The organism is Idiomarina sp. (assembly GCF_048265525.1).
In the GTDB taxonomy this organism is placed as follows: Bacteria; Pseudomonadota; Gammaproteobacteria; order Enterobacterales; family Alteromonadaceae; genus Idiomarina.
In genome coordinates, this window is sequence record NZ_JBLXBI010000003.1 from 26,920 (window position 1) to 50,881 (window position 23,962).

Sequence of the window (23,962 nt, forward strand, 5' to 3'; positions counted from 1 at the left end):
TGCACCTATTTTGAATGGACTTTACCGCCAATAATTTTGTAAGCAGGGGTGCCGCGTATCATGGTTTCGCGCGCGAACTCCTGTCCACATCCCGGGCAATGACATGGTGTGGTCGTGTGGTCTTCAACAATCCGCTCAATAAAGCATTTTACCAAAGCGCCTTTGCCACCTTTGCGATATTTAAATATGGGCGTTTTGCACTGCAGACAAGAAATCTGCACGGTGCGAACCGGCCCTTTCTTGTTTGGTTTCGCCATAAACTTCTTCGGTTATAATTTAAGCATTTCCATTAGTGTAACAAGCACGCTATAGTTTTTCTTCCTGTATCAAAAGAAGAATAAAGGACACTGCTATGCGTTATTCCATTGTCGCCCTGGCTGTTTTGGGCTTATTAACGGCTTGTGGGCAACCGCAAGAGACCAATTCCGGTCAAAATTCTCAAACGGCTGCTGAGCAACCTAAACAGACTGAGCAAAGCTCGCAATCTGAAACCGAACGTCTGAATCAGTGGTTTGAGGAAAAGTACGAAGAACAACTTCAGCAAAGCCCTATTCAAATGACCTTCCTGGGCCGCAAAGATCGCTACGGCGACATTGATGATATGACCGTAGCCGCAGAGAAAAAGCAGTTAGAGTGGCTGGAAGGAACTGTTGAAGAGCTGAAAGCGAACTTTGACTACGACAAGCTAAACCTTGAAGCTCAGACGTCTTACGACGTGTGGGTTTACCAATACGAGCAGGCCAAGCGTAATGCCGAATTCCGCGGCATGGACTACGTATTTGACCAAATGCGTGGCGCGCACACTTTCTTACCGCAGTTTTTAATCAACTTCCACCGGGTTGATGATGCCGAAGACATGGAAGCTTATATTTCCCGTCTGGAAGGCGGTGCAACCGCTATTGAGCAGTTATTGCAGCGTGCTGAGCAGCAAGTAGAGAATGGTGTTCGCGCGCCGCGTTTTGCGTACGAGCAAATCATTAAAGAAGCTAAAGGGCTGACCTCCGGCGCTCCGTTTGACGAAGAAGGTGACTCAAGTTTACTCGAAGATGCTAAGAACAAGCTTAGCTCGCTTCAGGAAAGTGATGCGATCTCCGCAGAACAGGCCGAAAAATACGAAAAAGAAGTGCGAAAAGTGCTGCTGGAACGTTTCCAGCCAAGTTACGAAGCGCTTATTAGCTTCCTGGAAAGCGATATTGAAAACACCGACGAAATCGCAACCGGTGTGCATCGTCTGGAAAACGGTGAAGCTTATTATAATGCCCGTTTAGCTAACTATACGACCACAGACTTAACGGCTGATGAAATTCATGAGATTGGGCTGAGTGAAGTCGAGCGTCTGACCAATGACATGATCGCCATTAAAGAGAAAGTCGAATTTGACGGCGATTTGCAGGACTTCTTTGATTATATCCGTACCGATGAGCGCTTCTTCTACCCGAACAATGACGAAGGCGCGGAGATGTATCTGGAAGATTCGCGCGAATACCTAGCTTACATTAATGAAAAGCTACCAGAATACTTTGGTATTTTGCCGCAAGCCGATTTGGTAGTAAAACGCGTTGAAGCCTTCCGCGAACAAGACGGCGCCGCCCAGCATTATTACCCCGGTTCGCCTGACGGTGAGCGTCCGGGTATTTACTACGCGCATTTATCCGATATGAGCTCTATGCCGAAAAATGAAATGGAAGCCATTGCCTATCACGAAGGTAACCCGGGCCACCATATGCAAATTTCCATTGCGCAGGAGCTGGAGTCCGTACCGGAATTCCGTACCCAGGCCGGCTTTACGGTTTACAGCGAAGGCTGGGGTTTATACTCAGAGCAGTTAGCCAAGGAAATGGGTGCCTATGAAGACCCTTACTCTGACTTTGGTCGTTTAACCACGGAAATCTGGCGTGCGGTACGTCTGGTTGTGGATACTGGTATGCATGCCAAAGGCTGGACTGAAGAGGAAGCGGTTAAGTATTTCCAGGAGCACACCCCAATAGCCGAAGGCGCGGTACGCTCAGAAGTTCGTCGTTACCTGGTCATGCCGGGTCAGGCAACAGCTTATAAAATTGGCATGATCCGCATTCTGGAACTGCGTGAAGAAGCCAAAGAAGCCCTGGGTGACAAGTTCGATATTCGTGGTTTCCATGACACCGTTCTTGGTGGTGGAGCACTACCGCTGCACATTCTGGAGCGCCGTGTTGACCAGTGGGTTGAAAAGCAAAAAAAGGCCTAGCTTTAACTACAACACGCCTAAATCAATGGCTTTTAGCACAGCTCGGGTACGGTCGCGTACCCCGAGCTTTGCCATCAAACTGGACACTTGGTTTTTTACCGTTCCGGTTGATTTAAATAAACTTTCGGCAATTTCTTGATTGCTTAGTCCTGCAGCCATAAGCCGCAAAACCGCAACCTCTTTTTCTGTCAGTGGTTCTGTAAGGTTACTGTCCGGCGTACTTGCTTGAGAGCCTTGTTTTAAACCCTGTAAAATTCTTTCAGTAATTGCGGGTTGCAGCCAGCTTTTTCCGCTGCCCAGTGCTTCAATGGCTTCAACTAATGTCTCCAGTGAAACATCTTTTAACAGATAGCCCTCGGCTCCGGCTTGAATGGCCCGCATTATGGATTCATGATCGTCAAAAGTCGTTAGCATCAGTACTGGGGTTTTAATACCTTTCTGTCGCAGAGTCCTGACGGCTTCAATTCCGTCCATATTGGGCATGCGAATATCCATTAAAACCACGTCGACAGATAGCTCTGCCATCAACTCGAACGCACGCTTTGCCGAGTCGGCCTGAGCAACAACATTGACCGTTTCAGACAGAGCCAGCAGTGAGCTCAACCCCTCTCTAACCAGGGTTTGGTCATCAACCAATAAAACCTTAACGATCATTATTCATCCTCAACCGTTAATGTCAGTCGGAAGCCCTTCATAGAGGGCGTTATGTTAACTTGCCCGCCAATTTGTTCCGCCCTCTCCCGTATTCCCTTAAGGCCATTACCTTCGCAAATTGATTTTACCTTACCATTGTCTGCTATCTCTAGCTTTAATTCCCGGCCCTGACGAAACACACGAATGCTTAACTCATTGCCGTTAGAGTGGCGCAAGAAGTTAGTAGTCGCCTCTTGCGAAACTCGTAAAATCACCTCGGCTATATTTATTCGTTGAATTAACAGATTAGTGGTGCAGCTCACCGTCACCGATTTGTTGTCAGAGGTCTGGCTTAGTGACTCCAGCGCTTGCCGAATGTCTAATGTCGCAGAATCTCGTAAATCAGATACGGCTTCCCGCACATCAGAAAGAAGCAGTTTGGTAATACTCTGGCTTTTATCCAGGAGGTTTTTAGTGTTTTCGTCCGATTGCCGGGAAGCCACCTGAAGGTTAATGGATAAAGCGGTCAGGTGATGACCGAGCAAGTCATGAATATTTCGGGCAATGCGAGTTCGTTCATTTTGCTTGCTCGCTTCCTGCAGCAGTAATTGGGTCGCTCTTAACTCTCGGTTTATGGATTGTTCACGCTCTAAGGCTTTTGTTTCATTCAGACGAGCACCCATTGAAACAATAGAAAATAAATTAAATGAGCAAAAAAGTAGAGCTGAAATCCAGCTATAGTCGTCATTCCAGAAAAACTGATAAATGAACCAGTGGGGCAAAGAGAGTGCCACAGACACGAGAATAGAGCGTTTTATACTCAGGTAATAAGGCAGCTGCGCTACAAACAGGGTCATTAGAATAGCGGTGAAGTTGTACGGCACTAAATAGTAGAGACAAAAAATAGCAAGTACCTGAAGTGCCATTAGTACAACCCGGAACCAAGGTTCAGCAGGGTAAGGTTTTTCTTCTGTGGCCAAATAAAAACTGATAATAAAGACCAAAAACGCAGCGGCAGAAAGCATCCAGACAGCGCTAAAAAAAGGGCTCTGCTCACGTAGCCCTAGCAGATAAAGGCAGAGTGCTGCCAATATTGCCCAGGCTAGCAGAGCTACCCAGCGTTCGTCAGCCAGGGCTTTAGGAGCTATTACCTTAGAGATAGTATCTTTAATGTTCATCGAATTAGTATGCCTGCGTTACCGACTTTCACAATAGGCCGAAAGTCACTTTTCATAAAGTGACTTGTAGCACTGACGGGTGCTTTAAGACTGAATTAATCTGCTCTTTCATACAGGAAGAGGGTTGTCTTATGCTGGCACTACATACGTTTCTACTTTATCTACATATTACTTTTGGCGCGGTAGCCATGGGTCTTTTCTGGGTACCAGTTCTGACTCGTAAAGGCGGTTTTAACCATCGTCGCTTTGGTAAAGCCTATGTCTGGACAATGAACACCGTTGCTCTGTCTGCTGTGGTTATGTCAATTATGGTGCTAATTGCGCCGGCGTTTTTTAAAGCCGACGTAATTTCAGCAAGCCGTCAGCCAGAAGCCGCTATTGAGGGAATTCGGCACTTCTGGACGCTGTTACTGTTCCTTTCAGTGCTGACTTATGTCTCAGTTCAAAATGCTATGGCGGTTTTAAAATCAAAGCGCAATCGTGAAAACTTGCGCAAACCAAGCTATCTGCTCATGCCTGCAACTCTGCTGATAATGGCTGTTGTATTGCTATGGCAAATTTTGCATAGGCCCGATATAGTGATTGTAAGTCCTTGGTTACATGTCATCTTTGGAGTATTAGGTGTCATTAACTCATGGCAAATGTTTCGTTTTGCCTTCGCTAAGTCTGTAACAAAAAATCGTTGGTTAATAGAACATTTAAGTTCAATGTGTGGATCGGGAATTGCAATTTACACAGCCTTTTTTGCTTTTGGAGCGCGTCATGTGCTCGACTATTTTGGCCAATGGCAATTGTTATTCTGGGTAGTGCCGGGAGTTGTGGGTACGGTACTGATTTATGTCTGGTCACAAAAATATGATCAAGGAGAGTTATCATGAAGTGGCTTGTATTCGTACTGATTATAGGGTGTTTCGTTCCCGGAGCTTATGCCGACGAATCAATTAAGGAAACGATTCAGCAGCAGTTAAGTGCTGAGCGGCTGGATGACGCCGAAGATACCGTGGAAGACTGGGTCAAGAATGAACCTGAAAATGCTGAAGCCTGGCATATACGGGGTATTGTTATGGCCCAGCAGGCGCAGGACTCTTTTTTCAGTGCGCTCAGTTATGCCGGAAAGTCTGTAGACTCTTTCGAAAAAGCCGTAGAGCTTGAGCCTGGTTCGCTGGAATATCGCACTGCGTTATTGCAGTTTTATATGATGGCACCTTCAATAGCCGGCGGTGACGACGAAAAAGCACTGGCACAAATTGAGGCCATTAAGGAAATAGATGCGGTGGAAGGAGCGTTTGCCCGAGTTAAATATCTGCAACATCATGAAAAAGAAGAGCAGGCACGGAAGCTAGTGAATGAAATTTTAGCTGAGCATCCGAATAACGCCGACGTTCTGGTTTATCTTGGTTTTCAGGAACAAAAAGACGGGAACTATGAAAAAGCGTTCTCTTTTTTTGAACAAGCTGCTGAGGGTGAATCAAGAAAAGGCGAAGCTTCTGTAATGGCTTTATACCAATTCGGTAAAACCTCTGTTTTGGCGGAAGAACACCTGGATAAAGGTATTGTGGCACTACAACAATATTTGGACGCTGAGTTACCGGACAGCGCGCCAAAAGCTCATTGGGCAAACTTTCGGTTAGCTCAACTGCTTGCCCTGAAAGGGAATGACGAAGAATCTCAGCAGCTTATCGCCAGCCTGAAAAAGGTTGACGATAAAGACCTTCAAAAGCAGCTGTCGAGCTGGAACTAAGTGTCTAAGTAACCCCGGTTTCGACCATCAGACTTAGCGCGATACAGCGCTGAGTCTGCTTTAGAGATCATGCGGGCAATTAAGTCTTCAGTGTCTTCATCAGCCCTGGGTTTATGAATATAGCCCCCAATACTTACGGTCAGGTATGGTTCAACTTCTGAGGGCTCATGTTTTATCTTCAAATTCCGCACGGCTTCTAGCAATTGATTCATGCTTTCTTTCGTTTGTTCTTCATTGGTAGCGGAAATAACCGCAACGAATTCCTCACCGCCATAACGCGCGATAAAGTCAGTATTACGCTGTAACTGATCAAACATTGCGTCAGCAACAGACTTAAGAGCCTGGTCGCCCTGCAAATGCCCATAGTGGTCGTTATATGGTTTGAACTGGTCAATATCAATAATAAGCAAAGCCAGTGGTGTTTTATGACGCGAGGCTCGCTGTATCTCGTTAGTAATACGCTCATCGAAAGCACGGCGGTTAGCTATACCGGTTAAACCGTCCTGCGCTACTTGTGCCTGTAGCATGCGGTTGGCTTTTTCTAATGCTCGCTGTGTATGAATAAGCTCAGAATAGGTTCGCTGGCGCTCCAGCGTATTCGCTACCATATCGGCAACCAGGCGCAGACGACGAATTTCTTCCGGTGTCCATTGCCGTTCTTGTCGCACCATGTCGCAACCGACAAAACCTAGCAGGTGTTGGTTTGCAACCAGAGCCACACAAATGACTGACTTGATTTGTTCCCGTTCAAATTCCGCTTTCTCGGCTGCTGCTTCCGGAGGTAAAAAATCAATATTATCCACAATACATTTATGGTGGGTCTTTATCTGCTCAAAAAACCAGGGAAAGTCTTTTGTTTCAATTGCTTGTAAATCGATTATGTGAGCTTGTTGGTCTGCACGAACCCATTCGTGAGTGTTGGTCATGTGCTCGGTACTGTCATTAAATTCAAAAACATAACAGCGATCAGCGTCGGCGTAATCGCCGATGGCAGCAATAACCTCTTCTATGCATTCGTAAGTTTCAGCCGGCTCACTGTTAATAAGGCGGGTCGATAGTTCAGAGATAAGCTGATCAAAAGATATTTGCTCAGTTTTTAGATCCATAGCTCACCCCTGTGCTGTTTTAACCTTTAGGTAACCATTAACGAGTTTAGTCTGGTTTGTTATTTTTATGTTAACTCAATAAAGGTTTAAGCAAAATAAAATTGTAATATATCCTCTACGACAGGAAGCACAGAAAAGACCAGTAGTAAGGCCATGGAAATATTAAAAATTCTTTGTGCGGTGTGGTTGGTCAGCAATTGACGCAATCCGGCGCCTGCAATGAGCCAAATTCCTACACAAGGGAAGGCAACAGCCAAAAAGGCGGCTGTTATCTCTATTACCTCGGACCAAAGCGTTCCAGCTACGGTAGTAAATGCCGCAACTGCACCAGTTGCCATAACCCAGGCTTTACCGTTAACCCATTGAAACAACACAGCCTGCCAGAAAGTCAGGGGTTTGCGGTCGCCTTTTTCAATGGTTCTCGGTGTTTGTGAGCCAATAACCCAGGCCAGCCAGAGCAAATAAAGTGTGCCGGCAACCTTTATCAGTTGATGGAGCAGTGGAAACTGTTCCAATACGGAACCGAAGCCCATACCAACCACTAACACCATAGCCGGAAAGCCAAAGCAAATGCCTAAAAAGTGCGGCAGGCTGGCTTTAACTCCGTAGTTTACCCCCGACGACATGATCATAATGTTATTAGGACCCGGCGTTATGGTGGTTGAAAAGGCAAAGAAAAATACGGCGATAAAGATTTCCATTATCCGATCCTTTTACTTCTTCTCTAGGGTGGGCGGTAGACCAAAATGTGCTATTAAATTCTGTAGTTGTGCGTCATTGCCGCCATCTTCACGTTTATTAAATTGCCACAACGAGCTGTCACCACTGCTTTTCCAATTGATTAGTTTGGGATTGTTGCCCACCCGGCGAATGACACAATGGTTCAGGCTGGCCAACCAGAACCACCACAAGTCATCGGCGTAAGGTGCCAGTGATGATGCCAGGTCCTGGTTGGTAACGCGTTGATCAAAGCAACCCGGCGGGAAAAGCACTCCGGCGCCACTGGTAAAAAATAAATTCGAATCGGGACCGCGTACCTCAGTTTTTGGATACCACTGGCGGTAAGGCCTTATTTTTCCACTCTTAGTGCGACGAAGGTAGTGCGCTCGCCAACACACTATTTCCTGATGATTGCCTTGGTACGCATTAACTAAAGTTGCCAGCCAGTCCGGACGGTAATAAATATCATCGTCAGCCGTCACATGAAAAGCATCAGGGTGGCTCTCAAGTGCCGGAATCAGCTTTTTGTAAGAACGCGTATCGATTCCGACTGGTGCTATCGTTAATCCATCCTTCTGCAGTTCAGTGACGCTTTCAGGGAGCTTGGCGATATCGTTTTCATACAACCATAAAATGACAGAGTCGGCTTTTATCGACTGCAGTAGCAGCGATTTTAATGTCAGGTGTAGCTGAGCAAACCGATCAGGGAACGAGGTTAGGTTCACTATCAGTTGAGACGGCAATGAATGTGCCTGGTTTGTTAACGTGTCACGCTGTTGCCATTGTAATTCTGTTATTGCCTGTGCGTTTCGCTTCAGGCCTGAGCCGGCCAGTGACTTATACTTTCGTAACCAGCGATAACGTAATTGTGCAATAAAATCTCTAGTCAGATTCATAGTTTTAATAACTAACCTCAACGTCTGTTATAGTGCGGTTACAAAGTGAACTAATGTTCTGTAGCCTGTGTCGAAAATATCACATTCTTTTTAAAAAACGAAAATGGGGCAATAACTTAATGGCGACACAGCATTGGCTACAGCAGAGTAAAGAATTCGTTTTACGATTTGCAGTTTCCAGCCAGTTGGTTTTACGATGTACCCCAATCTACAGAAATTGATGATATAACCAGCCTTCCAGAGCATATTGAAATTGTCAGTCATTGCTGGAATTACTCGCATTTATTCGTGTACCAGTTGAAGTCGTTGGTTGACCACGCACCGAAAGATTTTAAAGTGACCCTGACCGGTTTTTACTGTCCGGAAGACAAAGACACGGTTGCTTTAATAGAAGAATATGCTGGTAAGAAAGAGGATAATATTGAGTGGAACTTCGTTGCGCTTGAGAAGAACGATTTAATGCGACGGGCTATTGGTCGTAATAAAGCCGCGAAAGAAACCAAAGCTGACTGGATTTGGTTTACTGACTGCGACTTACTGTTTGGTGAAAATACTTTTCCAAGCTTAAAACAAGCGTTACGCAAAGAGTCCTGCATTTTGGCGTTTCCTGAGCAGGTTGCCCGGACGTCTTTACTGAGCAAAGAACATGATGTGCTGTGTAACGGCAAAGAGGCCTCAGTTAAGGAATGCCTGCAACAGGTAAGTTTTAGTACCCACACCTTTTCAAAAGCGTCCGGACCGGTGCAAATAGTCGATGGTGACACAGCGCGCCGCTATGGCTACTGCGAGCAGATAGACTGCTACCAGCAGCCGAAAGACCGGTGGGTAAAAACATACGAGGACCGCACGTTTCGCTGGTTACTGGGTACGCACGGGAAGCCGCTGGATATTGAAGATGTATCCATTATCCGCCATGTAGAAAAAGGTCGTTACAAAAAAGACTCCGCCTTTTCCGAAATGCGCAAGGCCAACCGTCAGGCCAAGGACAAGTTACTGACCAAATAAGCGCGTCGATAAGTTGCTCTATAACTAGTAAGATAATTCCCTATTGATTAGGATGGATGTCTTACAGTAACCCTACACGGAGAGCAGCGAGTGAGTGAATTGACCCCCGGCTTTATTGTCGCGCATGGACATCGGCTGGAAGACCTAACCGATGTGGCGGTTACATTCACCCAAAACTACCCGCTGGCGCCGCTGGAGCAGGAAACCGTACTGGTGCAAAGTAACGGCATTGCTCAGTGGCTGAAAATTAATTTAGCCCAGGCCAGTGGCATTGCCGCCATGATAGATGTCACGCTGCCGGCACGGTTTCAGTGGAAAGCATACAGAGCCGTGCTCGGTGATGACATACCCAAAACCTCTCCCTTTGATAAAGACCGCTTAACCTGGCGGTTAATGCGCTTATTACCCGAGCTTATTGAGCACAACCCGCACTTTGCACCGCTTAAGCACTATACCTCCGACGATAACGACGGCCGCAAGCTGTATCAGCTAAGCGGGCGATTGGCCGATTTGTTTGATCAGTACGCGGTATATCGTGCCGACTGGCTGGATAACTGGGTGCGTGGTCAGGACGTGCTGGAGCAGGAACAACCAGTTGAAGTCGAACAGTTGTGGCAGCCGGAATTGTGGCGCGCAGTCAGCAACGACATTGGCATAGACGACTACTGGAATAACCGGGCGGAGCTGCATCAGCGCTTTATTGATACAGCAAAGACGTTAACTGAGCGTCCGGCAGGCTTGCCGCCACGCGTAGTGGTTTTTGGCATTTCCTCGCTGCCGCAGCAAATGCTGCAAGTACTGGATGCCATTAAGGGTTACACCCAAATTCTGCTGTGTGTGCATAACCCGTCGCAATATCACTGGGCCGATATTGTCGATGGCAAAGAAGCCTTGCGGCAGGCGGTTAAAGCCTCTTCGCGCTTAAAGCACAAACCGGAATTGCCCGACGACCCGAATGACGACGAACTGCATCAGCTGGCGCATCCGTTGCTGGCGTCCTGGGGTAAGCAGGGTCGGGACTACATTCGCCTGCTCGACTTATACGACGAAACCCTGGCCAAACAAGAAGCTTTTAACACCATTAAGCTGGAGCTGTTTGAGCCCCATAACACCGACCATTTACTCGCCCAGTTGCAGGACGATATTTTGAATCTGCGTCCGGTACAGGAAACCCGCGAGCTTTGGCCTGCGCCGAATACTGCCGATAAGTCACTACAGTTTCACGTCTGTCATAGTCCGCAGAGGGAACTGGAAGTGCTGCATGATCAGCTATTGGACGCCTTTGCAAAAGACCCGGAACTAAAACCGCGCGATATTATGGTGATGCTGCCGGATGTAAACACCTACGCGCCTTACATTGATGCGGTATTTGGCCGGTATCACAATCGTTTTGGTGAACGTGACTCGCGTGCTATTCCTTATACCATTGCCGACCAGGGTGAGCGTCATCAGCGACCGTTAATGATAGCGCTGGAGCTGTTGTTACAAGTTGACCAGCTGCGTTTTACCCAGACCGATTTATTCAATTTGCTGTCGGTTCCGGCGGTGCAACAACGTTTTGACATAAGTGACGATGACCTGCCGCAGTTAAAGCGCTGGGTAAAAGAGGCTGGCGCACGCTGGGGACTTAATGCCGAGCAGCGCGGGCAGTTTTATATGCCGGCAGCGGAAGAAACCAACAGCTGGTGGTTCGGCTTAAAACGCATGATAGCCGGTTACGCCATGGGCGATTTGGCCGAAGTTGGTGCTGAAAACGATTCGCCCTGGGCTAACGTAGAACCTTATACCGAAGTGGCCGGGCTAAGTGCTGCGCTGGTGGGGTGTTTGGCGGACGTGGTGCGCACCCTGGAACAATGGTGGCAGCAGGCGCAGGGTGAACACAGCTTGCCGGAGTGGGTCACTCAGGGCGAGTGGTTGCTGGAACAGTTTTTCGAGGCCGAAGAAGACAGTGATCGCTTACTGTTAGCCAAGCTGGGTGACGAGTTGTATCAGCTGCGGGATATTTGCGTAGAGGCGGATAACGAGTCACAACTGCGCCTGCCCATATTTAAAGACGCTTGGCTGGAGCGCGTGGATCAGCAGAACCTGAACCAACGTTTTTTGGCGGGCGCGGTAAACTTTGCCACGCTAATGCCCATGCGGGCCATTCCGTTTAAATACGTGTGTGTGCTGGGCATGAACGAAAGTGATTACCCGCGTTCAACGCCGCGTGTCGACTTTGATTTAATGACCGACCGTTACCGCCCGGGCGACCGTTCCCGTCGTGACGATGACCGCTATTTGTTCCTGGAAGCCATGTTGTCAGCCCGCGACTGTTTTTATTTAAGCTGGGTGGGTTACAGCGCTAAAGACAACAGCGAGCGCACGCCGTCCGTGCTGGTGGCGCAACTGCGGGAGCACTTGCAGCAGGGCTGGGATGTGGACATAAACAGCCTGACCGTTGAGCACAAATTACAGCCGTTTAACCCGTATTATTTCAGCCAGGAAGACCCGGACTATTTTACCTATGCCAGTGAATGGGCGCAGGCGCATCGGGGCGCGGTAGCTTCTAAGAGCCGCGCGGCTTTGGAAACTGTCACCGGCGACGAGTTGGAACGCATTCTGAGCATTAACGACATTAAACGCTTTATTGAAGAGCCCGCGCGGCTGTACTTTAACTGGCGGCTGGACACCTACTTCAGCCGCAACAGTGAAGATCTGGACGACAGCGAAGCCTTTGTCATGGACAGCCTGCAAAGCTGGGCGTTAACCACGCGCTTGGTGGATGCGGGCAAACGAGCGCTGTTGAGAGCGGCTGGTATTGAAGCCTCGCTATTAAAAGAGCTGAACCGGATTAAACGCGAAGGGGCTTTAGGTATTGGTGCAATAGCCGAGCAAAATGGGCTTCAGTTGCTGGAGCAGTCGCAGGAGATACTGGAAACCTATCAGCAGAGCATTGCCGGTTACTCGGGTGTGAATGAGTTTCCGGAAGCGGTGTTTTTTGAGCACAGCGGGCTGACTATTGATGACACCCTAACCGGGCTGCACAGCAATGAGAACGGCGAGCGGCTATGGGTTGTTACCTCTGCCAGCAACATTGCCGCTAAAAACGGTAAAGGCATAAATAGCGGTGGCTGGAAGCATGCCAGCGCGTATTACCTTGGTCTGTTGTTGTTAAATTTACAAAAGCCGACGCGGCTTTTAATTGTGTCCAAAGGTGGCTGCCAGCTGCAGGTGGCGGCGGTACCGGCTGAGCTTGCGGTGCAACAGCTGGAGCAAATACTAGATTTGGTGGCCCTGTCGGTACAACAGCCGCAGGCCATGCATCTGGATGTGGCCATGACTTGGCTAAACGCAATGGACAAGAACGAGCATGATGAAACGTTGGCGCATGAAGCAGCGCGGCAGAAGTACGAAGAAGAAGGCTTTCAAGACCCGGCGCTGGTCACCCAAAGCGATTACTGTGGGCGAGTTGCTGAAAGCTACCAGGCCATTCAGGCATCACCGCACTTCCGTCGTTTTATGGACGAACTCTATGACCCCATGCGCTTAACCCTGGTGCCGGAGGATAAATCATGAGTCAGTTGTCTTCTCATAAGTTAGAGAACCCGCTCGACTTTCCGCTGAACAGCAGTCGCCTAATTGAAGCCAGTGCAGGCACCGGTAAAACCTACACCATTGCTGCGCTTTATGTGCGTTTAGTTATCGGTCACGGTTCGCATAATGGTACGGAGGAAACCGCGTTTGAACGCGAACTGGTGCCGAAAAACATTCTGGTCATGACCTTTACCAAAGCTGCCACGGAAGAGTTGAGTGATCGTATCCGTGCGCGCTTAGCCGAAGCCGCAGCTTACTTCCGTGACTCGGAAGCCGTAGAAGGTGACCCCTTCTTAGCCAGCCTGCGGGAAGACTGTGGAGCGCAGGGCCAAAACCTGATGCACTTAGCGCGGCTGTTGGACTTAGCCTCGCAGTCTATGGACGAAGCGGCGGTGAAAACCATTCATGGCTGGTGTCAGTCCATGCTGAAAGAGCACGCCTTTGCCAGCGGCAGTTTGTTCAGTCAGGACGTTGAAACCGACAACGAAGAGCTGCGCCTGCAGGCCGCCGAAGACTACTTCCGCCGCTTTATTTACCCCGCGGATGCTGAACTCAGTGCCCGACTGCTGGAAGACTTTAAATCACCCGAAGCCTTGTTAGGGCTCACTTACAGTTTGAGCAAAAGCGGACAGGCACCAGTCAATGGTGACTTGCACAGCCTGCTGAAAGACGCCGAAAGTGCGCATCAGCAGCGAATGGCAGCTATAAAGCAAGAACTTGCGCCTATTTTGCAGGAGCTGGTTGATCAAGCGTCGCAAGCTAAGGGCGCGGCAACCAAACTTAAGCAGTTTCAGAAATTTGCGGACTGGTGTGCCGACCCTGACTTAGTTGAGCCGGAGGCTACCGCGGCTAACTGGAAAAATATAAGCACCGACGAGTTACAGACGTTCGCCGAGGCCAAACTTGGCGGTATGCCCGAAAGCTGGGGGGGATTAGGTGAGCTGCAGGAGCGCATTAAGCGCAGCAAAGTACAGCAGCAGGAAGAGCTGGCGAAAGTAAAACAACACGCGGCGTTTTGGGTGAGCAGCCGCTTTGCCGAGTTGCAAAACCAGCGCGCCGAAATGGGGCACGACGATATGCTGACGCGTTTACGGGACGCATTGAAAGGCCCCAGTGGTGAAGCCTTGGCTGCCGCTATTCGTAAGCAGTATCCGGTGGCTATGGTGGACGAGTTTCAGGACACCGACCCGGTGCAGTACGAGATTTTTAACCGCATTTATAACCTGGTAGAGCCGCACCCGGGTACCGGTATTTTCCTTATTGGTGACCCGAAACAGGCCATTTACAGCTTCCGTAACGCCGATATTTACACCTATTTAAAAGCCCGGCGCGATACCGAAGGTAGGCATTATAATCTGGCACGTAACTTCCGTTCGTCGCAGGCTATGGTGGACGGCGTTAATGCGCTGTTTGAGTGTGCTGAAGAGCTGCCGTGCGGCGCGTTCCTGTTTAAAACCGAAGTAGAAAATCAGCTGCCCTTTAATCCGGTGGGTGCAAATGGGCTGAAGCGCACTTTCAAACATTGCCTGTTATCCAGCAATTTGAAAACCGCACCGGCGCTTCTGTGGTCAGTGTCCGGTGAAGAAAAACGCAATAAAGACACCTTCTTCCGCGCTGCGGCGAACCACCACGCTAACTTGATTGCCTCCTTGCTTAATGACCCGCAGGCGGGGTACTACATTGAAGACGACAAGCTCGAACAGCGCGTCAAAACCAGTGACATTGCAGTGCTGGTAAACAACTTTAATGAAGCCAATGCCATTAAAAAGGCGCTGAGCGACCGCGGACTGAAAAGCGTTTATTTGTCGGACAGAGAATCGGTATTTGCACAGCGCGTAGCGAAAGATTTGCTGGCGCTGGTGAGTGCCTGCGCCGAACCACGCGACCCGTCGTTGATACGCAGCGCCCTGGCCACACAGGTGCTTGGCCTGCCGCTGAGTGAGCTGGAACATATTCACAGCCACGAGCGCGAGTGGGAACAGCGGGTAGAGCAGTTTTTAAGTTACCACGACCAGTGGCAGCGACAGGGCGTATTGGCCATGTTGCACAACCTGTTACACGACCATCAGGTGCCGGCTAAGCTGCTGGAAGACCGCATTCACGGCGAACGCCAACTGTCCGACGTGCTGCATATTGCCGAGTTGCTGCAACAGCAGAGTCTGGTGCTGGACGGTATTCCGGCGCTGGTGAATCATTTTGCCGAGCAAGTAAACGAACGTCATGGCTTTGGAAGCAACAGCCGCACCCAGAGTGACGAGCAGCAGCTGCGCTTGGAAAGCGACGACGAACTGATAAAAATCATCACCATTCATAAGTCAAAAGGCCTGCAGTACCCGCTGGTGTTTATGCCCTTTGTGGCGTACACCCAGGCGGAAGCCCACCGTATAAAGCCACCGGCGGTGTATCACGATGAAAACGGTGAGCTACAGGTATTGTGGTCAAAAGACGACGACAACAAACAGCGTTTGAGTAATGAGATCCTCGCCGAAGACTTACGTAAAATGTATGTGGCCGTTACCCGCGCGCAATACGCCACCTTTATTGCGCTAGAAGCGGTGAAAGAGCATCGCAATAATCCGCTGTTTTATTTGCTGAACGGCGGCGAGTCACTAACCGATGAGCTGTACAACGAAGTCAGCGAGCGCTGGCAGCAGGCACCGCACACACAACTAACGCGACTGGAAGACGACGAGCCTTTAGTTCGTGCGTTGGAGCAGGAACAAACAACGCCTAAACTCACACCGCGCAGCATGCCCGCAGACCGCAAACTGGAGCGTTGGTGGGTGGCCAGTTACAGCGCGCTGAAGTACGAAGGTGCCGTGACAAAAAGCGTGCAGGCACCGCAGTCGCCCGATGAAATGAACCTGTTGGACGAGCGCGACGACCCGGATGAGACAGAAGTTGCCAGTGCCGCCGAGCCAAGTCCGGACAGCATTCATCATTTACCCAAAGGCGCGGGGCCGGGCACGTTCTTACATAACTTGCTGGAAGAGTCGGCCAATATCGGCTTTGCGCAAATAGCAGGTGACGCTGCCGAGCGTACCGGGCTGGTAGAGGGCTTTTGTGTCAGCCCGTATTGGCAGGAACATCAAAACAGCCTGGAGCACTGGCTGGACGCCTATTTGCACAACGAATTCCCCATTAATGACAGTGGTGAAAGCGTGAGCTTAAGCGCACTGGAGCAATACAAAGCCGAGCCGGAATTCTGGTTCGGTGCCAGCGAAGTTAACGCACAAAGGCTGGATGCTCTGGTTCGTGAACACATTTTGCCGGGGCACGAACGGCCAGCGCTGGAACCTAATGTGCTGAACGGCATGCTGAAAGGCTTTATCGATTTGGTGTTTGAGCACAAGGGTAAATATTACGTGGCGGATTATAAGTCCAACTGGCTGGGCGAAGACGACCACGCCTACACCGAACAAGCCATGCGCGAGAAAATTCTGCACAGCCGTTATGACCTGCAATACGTCATTTACACCCTGGCGCTGCATCGCCTGTTAAAAGCGCGGCTAGGCAATGATTATGACTATGACACTCATGTAGGCGGTGCCGTGTACCTGTTCTTGCGTGGGCACCGGGCGGAAAGCGGCGGGGCATTTTGTGACCGGCCGCCACGGGCGTTAATAGAACAGCTGGACGCACTTTTTGCGGGTAAGGACCTTTCAGGTAAGGAGCCGGTATGACAGAAGTAACCTCGAACACCTTATTTGATGCTCTGCGTGAGTGGCGCGATGCCGGCTGGATACGTTCAATAGACCTAGCCTTTGTCGAGTTTTTGCAGCAAGCCGGAGAAGCGCGCAGTGAGGTATTACTGGCTGCCTTATGTGCCTCGCACGAAGCCGGTCGCGGGCATACCAGTATTGACATAAAGGCGCTGCAGAATGAGCCCGAAAGCGTACTGAATTTACCGCCCGAAAACCGCTATTCACCAAACTGCGATACTCCCAGCGAGTTGTTCCGTCAGTTTGGTACCGATGTTGAAGCGGTATTAATTCAAAGTCACTGCGTAGACGTCGACGGAAAAGGCAATCAGCCGCTGGTGTTAAGTGGCGGCAAACTGTATTTGCGTCGCTACTGGCAGTACGAAGCCTTTATAGAGAATGATTTACAGGCGCGCATGAGCGACCGGCCAGTTACCAACGACGACTTGCTGAAAAGCACGCTGGCTAAGTTGTTTGCCCAAGCCGGTGGTGAAAAGACGAATGACATTAACTGGCAACGTGTGGCCTGCGCCAATACCGTGCGTAACCGCTTTAGCGTAATAACCGGCGGGCCCGGCACCGGCAAAACCTACACCGTAGTGCGCTTGCTAACTGCGTTGCAGCATCAGACTTTATTCCTCGGCCTACCGCCGCTGCGCGTATCGCTGGCAGCGCCTACCGGTAAGGCCGCCGCTCGACTCACCGAGTCAATAGAAAGCGAGCTGAATAGGCTGCGGGGTGATGCAAAGCTCGCCACCCTGAAAGATGCCTTAGACTCCATAAAGCCTGAAGGTAAAACCCTGCATCGCTTGCTGGGTGTAAAACCGAATTCGCGGGCGTTTAAACACCGCGCCGATAACCCACTGCGCACCGACGTTGTGATAGTCGACGAAGCCTCAATGATAGACATTGAAATGATGGCCGCGCTGCTAAAAGCCACACCCAAAAATGCGCGCTTGGTGCTTATTGGCGATAAAGATCAGCTCGCCTCAGTAGAAGCCGGCGCTGTGTTGGGCAACTTGTGTGAAGGTGCTGATGAAGGCCATTACAACACCGACACCGCTCAGTGGTTACAACAAGTAGCCGATACTCCCACGTTCCCAGGCGACTTAATTGACGAAAGAGGCAAGCAACGCCTGCAACACGTGGTGAAATTCCGCAAAAGCTATCGCTTCAAAGGCCCTATTGCCGACTTAGCTAACGCTATTAACCAGCAAGACAACGCCGCAACAAAACAGGAACTCGAAAAAGCCAAACACGCCGATGAAGACTATCCTGTTAGCCTGCACGAAGTCAGCAGCCTAGACGACCCAGCCTTCGAAGCTCTTATCAGGGGTAGCCTGACGTTACACGTCAGGCACAATACCGACACAACAGCCGATGCCAACAACATCAACGATATCGCCGTGGAAGCTCTACAAAACCTAAGCAACTTCCAAATCCTGACCGCCCTGCGCGAAGGCCCCTGGGGCGTAAAAGCCGTTAACCAAAAAGTCGGCGATATACTCGGCGTAAACGCCAACACCTGGTACGAAGGCCGCCCCGTTATGGTCACCAAAAACGACTACGGACTGAAGCTGAACAACGGCGACATTGGCCTAACCTTTAAAGACCCGGAACACGGGCACCTGCGCGTCGCCTTTCCCGACCAGACTAACAAGTCTGAAAATAAAGGCGTGCGCTGGGTACTGCCCAGCCGCCTTACCCACATCGAAACCGTGTACGCCATGACGGTGCATAAATCTCAGGGCTCCGAATTCAAACACACCGTGATGGTTTTGCCCGACCACGACAGCCCTGTGCTAAGCAAAGAGCTGCTTTATACCGGAATCACGCGGGCTAAGGAGCGGTTGAGTTTGGTGGGGGGCGACTTGTTATATTAAGTCTATTAGATTATGACTATAATTAAACGATTTCTATATATTTTAAATATTAACTAAAAGAGTTCAGATAATGAATTTAGATTACTTTATAAAAAGTCTATCCAGTTTGATAGGGTTGAAACTACCTTCAATTAATCCAAATACTCCAGATCTTGTGCTAAAAGAGATAAATTTAGAGGAAGGAAAATACTTCATTTCTCAAGCAGGTGGAGGAACAATACAAAGTAGAAATATAAAGGAACTAAAAGATATTTATTCGACATTAGAACGAGATGGATTCTGTAATGTTGACCAGGCATTATATGGTTCAGGATCAAGCAGAAATCAGCCTGAAACATTAGTGGCAAACTTACCATTTATTCAGCACTTTAAATATAAAGGAAAAAAACACCTTCTGCTAAGAACATGTGAAAATAACTGTTCTATTGGACTTTCAGAGGTTAAGAACGAAGATATAAAAACCTTGAGAAGGCAAATAGAAGGGTTTAATGAAGTATCGCTTACAAGATTATCACTAAAAATGAGTGATAATCTTATCGACTTAGATGAAAATTTAAAAGCTTTAAGGAATAAATATCCGGGCGAGTTTGCAAATCAAGTGATTAATGAATGCATGGAAAATTTATATGAATGTAAAAGAGAAGTTGAGTCTGGAATAGTAAATCTAGACTATCAGTTTGACAAAACTAGGTCTTCATCTGAAGATTTAAAACCTAACCATTTAGCAATGGATGATTTGATTGAGAGCAGTGAGACTTCAGGGGTTGAAGGTGCTCCGCGTGAAAACTCAAACAATCTCAGGACTGTTAGTGCAAGAATAAGACCCCTAACCCCAGTGATATCATTAATTTACGATAGGGTTGAGTTCAAGGAAATTGATTTGCAACCAGACTTCCAAAGGAAGGATCGAATCTGGCCAGTTTCTAAAAAGTCTAAATTAATTGAGTCAATCTTAATGGGACTTCCTTTGCCTGTATTTTATTTTGGAGAGAAGCCAAATGGTGACTGGGTCGTTGTAGATGGTTTGCAAAGAATTACTACGTTCTATGATTTTATAAAGGGCGAATTTTTCTTGAAAGACCTTTCTATACTGCCAGATTTAGAAGGGTGTAGCTTTAAGAACTTATCTAGATCTCAGCAGAGGAAAATCAGAGAGTATTCGATTACAGCTCATATTATAGATATGAACAACGATTATGATGATTTAGTCGTTGAGATATTCCATAGAATCAATACTTATGGTGTAAAACTTAGCGATCAGGAAATACGGTCAGCCCTTAACCAAGGCTCTAGTGTAAGAATGTTGAGGTATATAGCAGCTACTAAACAGTTTAAATCAGCAACTAACTATAAAGTTAATCCTGACCGACAAAAAGACATGGAGCTTTGTCTTTCGAGTATCTCCTTTATTTGCTTAGGTGTTAATAAGTTTAAAAATAGTTACGATCAATTTTTATCTTTAACAATGGAAGAATTAAACAAGTTTAATTTTGAGGTTGATGACGCTAAGTTAATGGATTCAGGAGATGCTAAAATTACTAGAGAAACTGATGGGTTTATTTTTAGTCTAATTGAACAGTTTCTCAATAGTCTGAATTTTTCTAAAGAAATTTTTGGCGATTTTAACTTTAAAAAAGAACCAGCAAAAGATAAAAAAATTCCAATCAATAGAGCTCTGTTTGAAGTCATAACTGTTAGTTTCTTTTTCGCAACAAATGAACAAAAAGCATTAATTAGAAAAAATTCTCAAGAGTTTATCGAAGCCCTATATGAAGCGATTTACTATGATTTAGAAAGTTACGCAAAGTGGACATCAGAATCATATAGAGGGAGAGATAGAGGATTTTTATACTCAATAACTACATCAACTGGAAAGAATGTTACTGTAAATTATAGGTTTCAGTCTTTTCTTAATATTTTGGTTAAGCATACAGGCGCAGATATTAATTTAAGGCCTCTACTGGTAAATTAGGAGTAATGAAATGATTAAGGAAGTGGAATTGAAGAATTTCAAATCCTATAAAAAAGAAAAGTTTTCTATGAAAAACTTAACTTTGTTTTGTGGAAGTAATTCTGTTGGAAAAAGTACGGTAATACAATCAATTGCTGGTTTCTTACAAACTGGTAATCGTTCTCCTTTTCGTCTAAACGGCGAACTAATTAGACTAGGAAGAAAAGAAGATATCCACAGTTTTTTTAATGTCGATTCGGATGAGTTGAGTATTGAGATAGTTGGCGATGATTTTCAAGTTAAATGGGGTTATTTTGATGCTGAAGGTAGAGAGAATACTCCTCCTCAAGAATTGCCATTAATCAGTAACCAGGGAAACGAAAAAACACCTGAAAACCTAATTTTTCAGTACTTGCACGCTGAACGCTTAGGGCCTCGAGATAACCTTGTTTTAAGCGAAAGTCAAAAAGGAGAAAATTGGCTTGGAATTCAAGGAGAATACACATTTGAAGTTCTCTCTAAAATTAGAACTGAAAGACGCTCTTCTTTGAGGTTATCTCCAGACGAGCACAGGATGCATGCTAATTCTAAAGGTAACTCTCAAGTTTTTCATAATATAGTATTGTGGATGTCAGAAATCTCACCTGGGTATGGCATTAACCCGGAGACAATAATCGAAGCCAATGTAAGCTATAATTCAATAGATATTGCCAGCGAAACCTCTATAGGCGTTTCAGGACATAAATCTAGACCAATAAATATTGGATTTGGGTTTTCATATGCATTGTCTGTGGTGACTGCGTTATTGCTAGCTAAGCCTGGAGAATTAGTTATATTAGAGAACCCGGAGGCGCACCTCCATCCTAAGGGGCAAAGCTACCTTGGTCGCTTAATAGCTTTAACGTCTATTTCAGGAGTCCAGGTGATTGTGGAGACGCATAGCGATCATTTGCTGAATGGGATTAGAGTAATATTTAGAATTAACGATAGCTTTGATAATAGTGAATTTGCTCTATATTATATATCTCAAGAGAAATCGATTAGTAAAGCTCAGTATATATCACTTCAGGATAATTCAGCATTGTCTTCATGGCCAGAAGGGTTCTTTGATCAACAGGCTTTAGATATGTATAAAATAGCTACAGGAAAGGATCTCCGCGATGAAAAATAGGATATGGATTGCAAAGAATAGCTTAGTTCTTAGTGGCGGATTTTCGAAAGTTCAGAAATTACTTGATGAAGCGTCAAGAATAAAAAATCAAACAAAATCAGAACTGAATAGCTATTCCCAATCAAATGACATAGGGCAACTTATAGAAAAACTATATGAGCCGGATAACGGATTTAACGAAAATGAAAAAGGAGTTATTACTAGTATTATTTATGGTCCAGTTTTGTCTGGTGTCGAAAAAAGTGAGATTTCTACTAATGAAATATTAAACCTGATTGAAGAAGATGATAAAGATAAACAGGTTTCTAAAGATTTTTTATTTTCTATAGATAAATCTATTGGAAAATATAAGAACATCGTTTTTAATGAAGACGATATTTTTCAATCCAGTATTGAAACGCTAAAAAACTTTAATCATAGCGTAGAGAATTTTCCGAGTTATATCGAGAGTATTTTTAAAAACTTATATTTTTGTCCTGAGTATAACTCACTATCTAAGTTGGATTCAGATTTTAATGAGTATAAGAAAGCTATAATCGATTTTCTGTTATGCCTAAATAACTTTGAAAATATAGATGTTGATACAAAAAGAATTCTTAGGGAAATCAAAGCAGGAGTTCCTTATGATGTAGTCGAGGAAGGTGGAGGGAAAGAAAAAAGACGAAATAACTCAACGTCAGATCGTCTTAAGCGATTAGTTGTTATAAATAAAGAAAGAAAGAATATAAACTGTGAATATCATTATAAATTGTCATATAAAGACTCAGATAATCAAAGAAAGAAATATACTAATGCTAATCGAATATATTTCGGTATTTTAGGTTATAAAGAAAATAAATTCGCTATAGCCCATATAGGTAATCATTTATAATTCTTTTCAAGAAAGTCTGAAATCATATTAGCTATCCCTTCACTTAGTAAGTATGGGACGCCGTTACCTATAGTTTTAAACATATTGCTTAAAGACATATAAGGCGGTAATTCGAAATTTTTAGGAAGAGATTGTATCGCAAGTGCTTCGGCCGCAGATAGACGCCTGCTTTTATAAGGATGTATATGAACCTCATTATTTCCGTATGCAGCTGTTGGCGAGTATCTCCACCTATGCAGTCTTTTGAATGATTTCTTTTTGACATCCCCTTCTTCTATAGATTGAAAACGCTTTAAAGCGGCTCGTGGTTTAAAATGATGAGAGGAATTCGGGTGGTTATTAACATCATTTTTATCAAACCAGTGCTGTATAGTTAACTCCTTTAAAGAGCTTATTTCCTCAGGCATTTTAGTTGCTACGTTCTCTTTATAAGAGTTTGTAGTAGGCCAAGGGAAGCTAGAGATTACTTTTTCTCGGTCCTGTTTTAGGTAACTATTCCAACTTAATTCTGATAATAATTCATCATTATTAGCAACTGATGTATTACACTTTTTTATTCCAAATAAAATTATTCTATCTCGGTCTTGAGGGACAGAGTACTCTATTGAGTTGGTTAGGCGATCGGCCAGTAGATATCCAGAATTATATAGATCATCTTTCATGGCGTCATAAAATTTTCGATGTGCCTTTGTTCGCCAAAGTCCTTTAACGTTTTCGAAGATGAAAAAGTCTGGTTGATTATCGATTATACAGTCGATATAAGTTTTAGTTAGCATACCATTTTCGCCTGAACTTCCTCTATTCTTTCCTCCAACTGAGAAGTCAGGGCAAGGAGGTCCGCCGATGAATCCGACGGGTTGTTTCGACTTTTTGGCTTCGGTAACTTTACTGTTCAGATATGCCTTTAGGTTCCCATACACTAATTCGGATATATCGGAGTCGTTGAAGCCGAAAATAGGAGGAGCGATATTAAGTTTTTTCCTGCTATATTTATAAGCTTCAAGAAAAGGTTTATGATATTCATTTACGAATACGACATTAAAATTATTTAGTTCAAATCCAAGGTCTAGAAAGCCTGAACCCGAGAAAAATGAGAACAAAATTGGATTTTTCATTAATGTACCGATTAGTTGAGCTCAGATTTGTTAATTTACGCACTGAGTGCGTAATTGTCAAGAGATAAAAATGGTATTTTCTAAGCAATTAAATTATTACAAAACCGAGCTTAATGTTAGTCAGCGTGAGTTATGCGGCGAACTATATGGAGTTCCCCAACGGACTTTGCAAAGTTGGCTAAAGGGTGAAA

17 protein-coding genes are annotated in these 23,962 nt (G+C 46.3%); 10 read left to right on the plus strand and 7 right to left on the minus strand.

From position 1 onward, the window contains the following. Window positions 1–5: 5 nt before the first annotated feature. On the minus strand, window positions 6–257 hold the full coding sequence (locus ACN0TF_RS07775; RefSeq protein WP_011235762.1) for a hypothetical protein: 252 nt from the start codon (window positions 255–257) through the stop codon (window positions 6–8). Window positions 258–352: 95 nt separating this feature from the next. Between ACN0TF_RS07775 and ACN0TF_RS07780 the strand changes: the two genes are divergently transcribed. Beyond that, window positions 353–2,224, plus strand: coding sequence for a DUF885 domain-containing protein (locus ACN0TF_RS07780; RefSeq protein WP_417441460.1), 1,872 nt, complete (start codon window positions 353–355; stop codon window positions 2,222–2,224). Window positions 2,225–2,230: 6 nt separating this feature from the next. Here the strand turns inward: ACN0TF_RS07780 and ACN0TF_RS07785 are convergent, their stop codons facing one another. Both ACN0TF_RS07785 and ACN0TF_RS07790 read right to left on the minus strand, forming a co-directional pair. Further along, window positions 2,231–2,878 carry a response regulator gene (locus ACN0TF_RS07785; protein ID WP_417441461.1) on the minus strand — a complete coding sequence of 216 codons (648 nt, stop codon included), beginning with the start codon at window positions 2,876–2,878 and terminating at the stop codon, window positions 2,231–2,233. Further along, window positions 2,878–4,035, minus strand: coding sequence for a sensor histidine kinase (locus ACN0TF_RS07790; protein ID WP_417441462.1), 1,158 nt, complete (start codon window positions 4,033–4,035; stop codon window positions 2,878–2,880). The genes ACN0TF_RS07785 and ACN0TF_RS07790 overlap by 1 nt, the downstream gene beginning before the upstream one ends. Before the next feature lie 131 nt (window positions 4,036–4,166). Here ACN0TF_RS07790 and ACN0TF_RS07795 point away from each other — a divergent pair, with 131 nt between their 5' ends. Next, complete coding sequence (locus tag ACN0TF_RS07795) at window positions 4,167–4,913, plus strand: hypothetical protein (protein ID WP_417441463.1); 747 nt, start codon at window positions 4,167–4,169, stop codon at window positions 4,911–4,913. After that, window positions 4,910–5,776: a tetratricopeptide repeat protein gene (locus ACN0TF_RS07800; protein WP_417441464.1), complete on the plus strand. Its 867-nt coding sequence runs from the start codon at window positions 4,910–4,912 to the stop codon at window positions 5,774–5,776. The genes ACN0TF_RS07795 and ACN0TF_RS07800 overlap by 4 nt, the downstream gene beginning before the upstream one ends. Here the strand turns inward: ACN0TF_RS07800 and ACN0TF_RS07805 are convergent. From ACN0TF_RS07805 to ACN0TF_RS07815, 3 genes are all read right to left on the minus strand, one after another. After that, window positions 5,773–6,882: a sensor domain-containing diguanylate cyclase gene (locus ACN0TF_RS07805; RefSeq protein ID WP_417441465.1), complete on the minus strand. Its 1,110-nt coding sequence runs from the start codon at window positions 6,880–6,882 to the stop codon at window positions 5,773–5,775. The genes ACN0TF_RS07800 and ACN0TF_RS07805 overlap by 4 nt on opposite strands. A gap of 86 nt (window positions 6,883–6,968) precedes the next feature. After that, complete coding sequence (locus tag ACN0TF_RS07810) at window positions 6,969–7,583, minus strand: LysE family translocator (RefSeq protein ID WP_417441466.1); 615 nt, start codon at window positions 7,581–7,583, stop codon at window positions 6,969–6,971. A gap of 12 nt (window positions 7,584–7,595) precedes the next feature. Further along, window positions 7,596–8,498, minus strand: a complete 903-nt coding sequence (locus ACN0TF_RS07815) for a hypothetical protein (RefSeq protein ID WP_417441467.1) — start codon at window positions 8,496–8,498, stop codon at window positions 7,596–7,598. Window positions 8,499–8,666: 168 nt separating this feature from the next. Between ACN0TF_RS07815 and ACN0TF_RS07820 the strand changes: the two genes are divergently transcribed. The 7 genes from ACN0TF_RS07820 (at window position 8,667) to ACN0TF_RS07850 (ending at window position 22,656) form a co-directional block, all read left to right on the plus strand. Next, window positions 8,667–9,503: a glycosyltransferase gene (locus tag ACN0TF_RS07820; protein WP_417441468.1), complete on the plus strand. Its 837-nt coding sequence runs from the start codon at window positions 8,667–8,669 to the stop codon at window positions 9,501–9,503. Window positions 9,504–9,593: 90 nt separating this feature from the next. Then, a complete protein-coding gene (recC, locus tag ACN0TF_RS07825; RefSeq protein ID WP_417441469.1) occupies window positions 9,594–13,061 on the plus strand; it encodes an exodeoxyribonuclease V subunit gamma in 3,468 nt (1,155 codons plus the stop codon). After that, window positions 13,058–16,762, plus strand: a complete 3,705-nt coding sequence (gene recB, locus ACN0TF_RS07830; protein ID WP_417441470.1) for an exodeoxyribonuclease V subunit beta — start codon at window positions 13,058–13,060, stop codon at window positions 16,760–16,762. Before recC ends, recB begins: the two co-directional genes overlap by 4 nt. Continuing rightward, on the plus strand, window positions 16,759–18,663 hold the full coding sequence (gene recD, locus ACN0TF_RS07835; protein ID WP_417441471.1) for an exodeoxyribonuclease V subunit alpha: 1,905 nt from the start codon (window positions 16,759–16,761) through the stop codon (window positions 18,661–18,663). Before recB ends, recD begins: the two co-directional genes overlap by 4 nt. A 70-nt stretch (window positions 18,664–18,733) precedes the next feature. Further along, the gene (locus ACN0TF_RS07840) at window positions 18,734–20,635 is read left to right on the plus strand and encodes a DUF262 domain-containing protein (RefSeq protein ID WP_417441472.1); all 1,902 of its coding nucleotides are present in this window, start codon (window positions 18,734–18,736) and stop codon (window positions 20,633–20,635) included. A gap of 10 nt (window positions 20,636–20,645) precedes the next feature. Further along, the gene (locus ACN0TF_RS07845; protein ID WP_417441473.1) at window positions 20,646–21,785 is read left to right on the plus strand and encodes a DUF3696 domain-containing protein; all 1,140 of its coding nucleotides are present in this window, start codon (window positions 20,646–20,648) and stop codon (window positions 21,783–21,785) included. After that, the gene (locus tag ACN0TF_RS07850; RefSeq protein ID WP_417441474.1) at window positions 21,775–22,656 is read left to right on the plus strand and encodes a hypothetical protein; all 882 of its coding nucleotides are present in this window, start codon (window positions 21,775–21,777) and stop codon (window positions 22,654–22,656) included. Before ACN0TF_RS07845 ends, ACN0TF_RS07850 begins: the two co-directional genes overlap by 11 nt. Here the strand turns inward: ACN0TF_RS07850 and ACN0TF_RS07855 are convergent. After that, window positions 22,647–23,771, minus strand: coding sequence for a DNA cytosine methyltransferase (locus ACN0TF_RS07855; RefSeq protein ID WP_417441475.1), 1,125 nt, complete (start codon window positions 23,769–23,771; stop codon window positions 22,647–22,649). The genes ACN0TF_RS07850 and ACN0TF_RS07855 overlap by 10 nt on opposite strands. Between the last annotated feature and the right edge of the window lie 191 nt (window positions 23,772–23,962).

Coding starts and splice junctions, on each gene's coding strand:
- ACN0TF_RS07775 (WP_011235762.1), bottom strand. CDS start 257: ATGGCGAAACCAAACAAGAAAGGGCCGGTTCGCACCGTGCAGATTTCT.
- ACN0TF_RS07785 (WP_417441461.1), bottom strand. CDS start 2,878: ATGATCGTTAAGGTTTTATTGGTTGATGACCAAACCCTGGTTAGAGAG.
- ACN0TF_RS07800 (WP_417441464.1), top strand. CDS start 4,910: ATGAAGTGGCTTGTATTCGTACTGATTATAGGGTGTTTCGTTCCCGGA.
- ACN0TF_RS07855 (WP_417441475.1), bottom strand. CDS start 23,771: ATGAAAAATCCAATTTTGTTCTCATTTTTCTCGGGTTCAGGCTTTCTA.
- ACN0TF_RS07805 (WP_417441465.1), bottom strand. CDS start 6,882: ATGGATCTAAAAACTGAGCAAATATCTTTTGATCAGCTTATCTCTGAA.
- recD (WP_417441471.1), top strand. CDS start 16,759: ATGACAGAAGTAACCTCGAACACCTTATTTGATGCTCTGCGTGAGTGG.
- ACN0TF_RS07845 (WP_417441473.1), top strand. CDS start 20,646: ATGATTAAGGAAGTGGAATTGAAGAATTTCAAATCCTATAAAAAAGAA.
- ACN0TF_RS07790 (WP_417441462.1), bottom strand. CDS start 4,035: ATGAACATTAAAGATACTATCTCTAAGGTAATAGCTCCTAAAGCCCTG.
- ACN0TF_RS07810 (WP_417441466.1), bottom strand. CDS start 7,583: ATGGAAATCTTTATCGCCGTATTTTTCTTTGCCTTTTCAACCACCATA.
- recB (WP_417441470.1), top strand. CDS start 13,058: ATGAGTCAGTTGTCTTCTCATAAGTTAGAGAACCCGCTCGACTTTCCG.
- ACN0TF_RS07840 (WP_417441472.1), top strand. CDS start 18,734: ATGAATTTAGATTACTTTATAAAAAGTCTATCCAGTTTGATAGGGTTG.
- ACN0TF_RS07815 (WP_417441467.1), bottom strand. CDS start 8,498: ATGAATCTGACTAGAGATTTTATTGCACAATTACGTTATCGCTGGTTA.
- ACN0TF_RS07850 (WP_417441474.1), top strand. CDS start 21,775: ATGAAAAATAGGATATGGATTGCAAAGAATAGCTTAGTTCTTAGTGGC.
- ACN0TF_RS07780 (WP_417441460.1), top strand. CDS start 353: ATGCGTTATTCCATTGTCGCCCTGGCTGTTTTGGGCTTATTAACGGCT.
- ACN0TF_RS07795 (WP_417441463.1), top strand. CDS start 4,167: ATGCTGGCACTACATACGTTTCTACTTTATCTACATATTACTTTTGGC.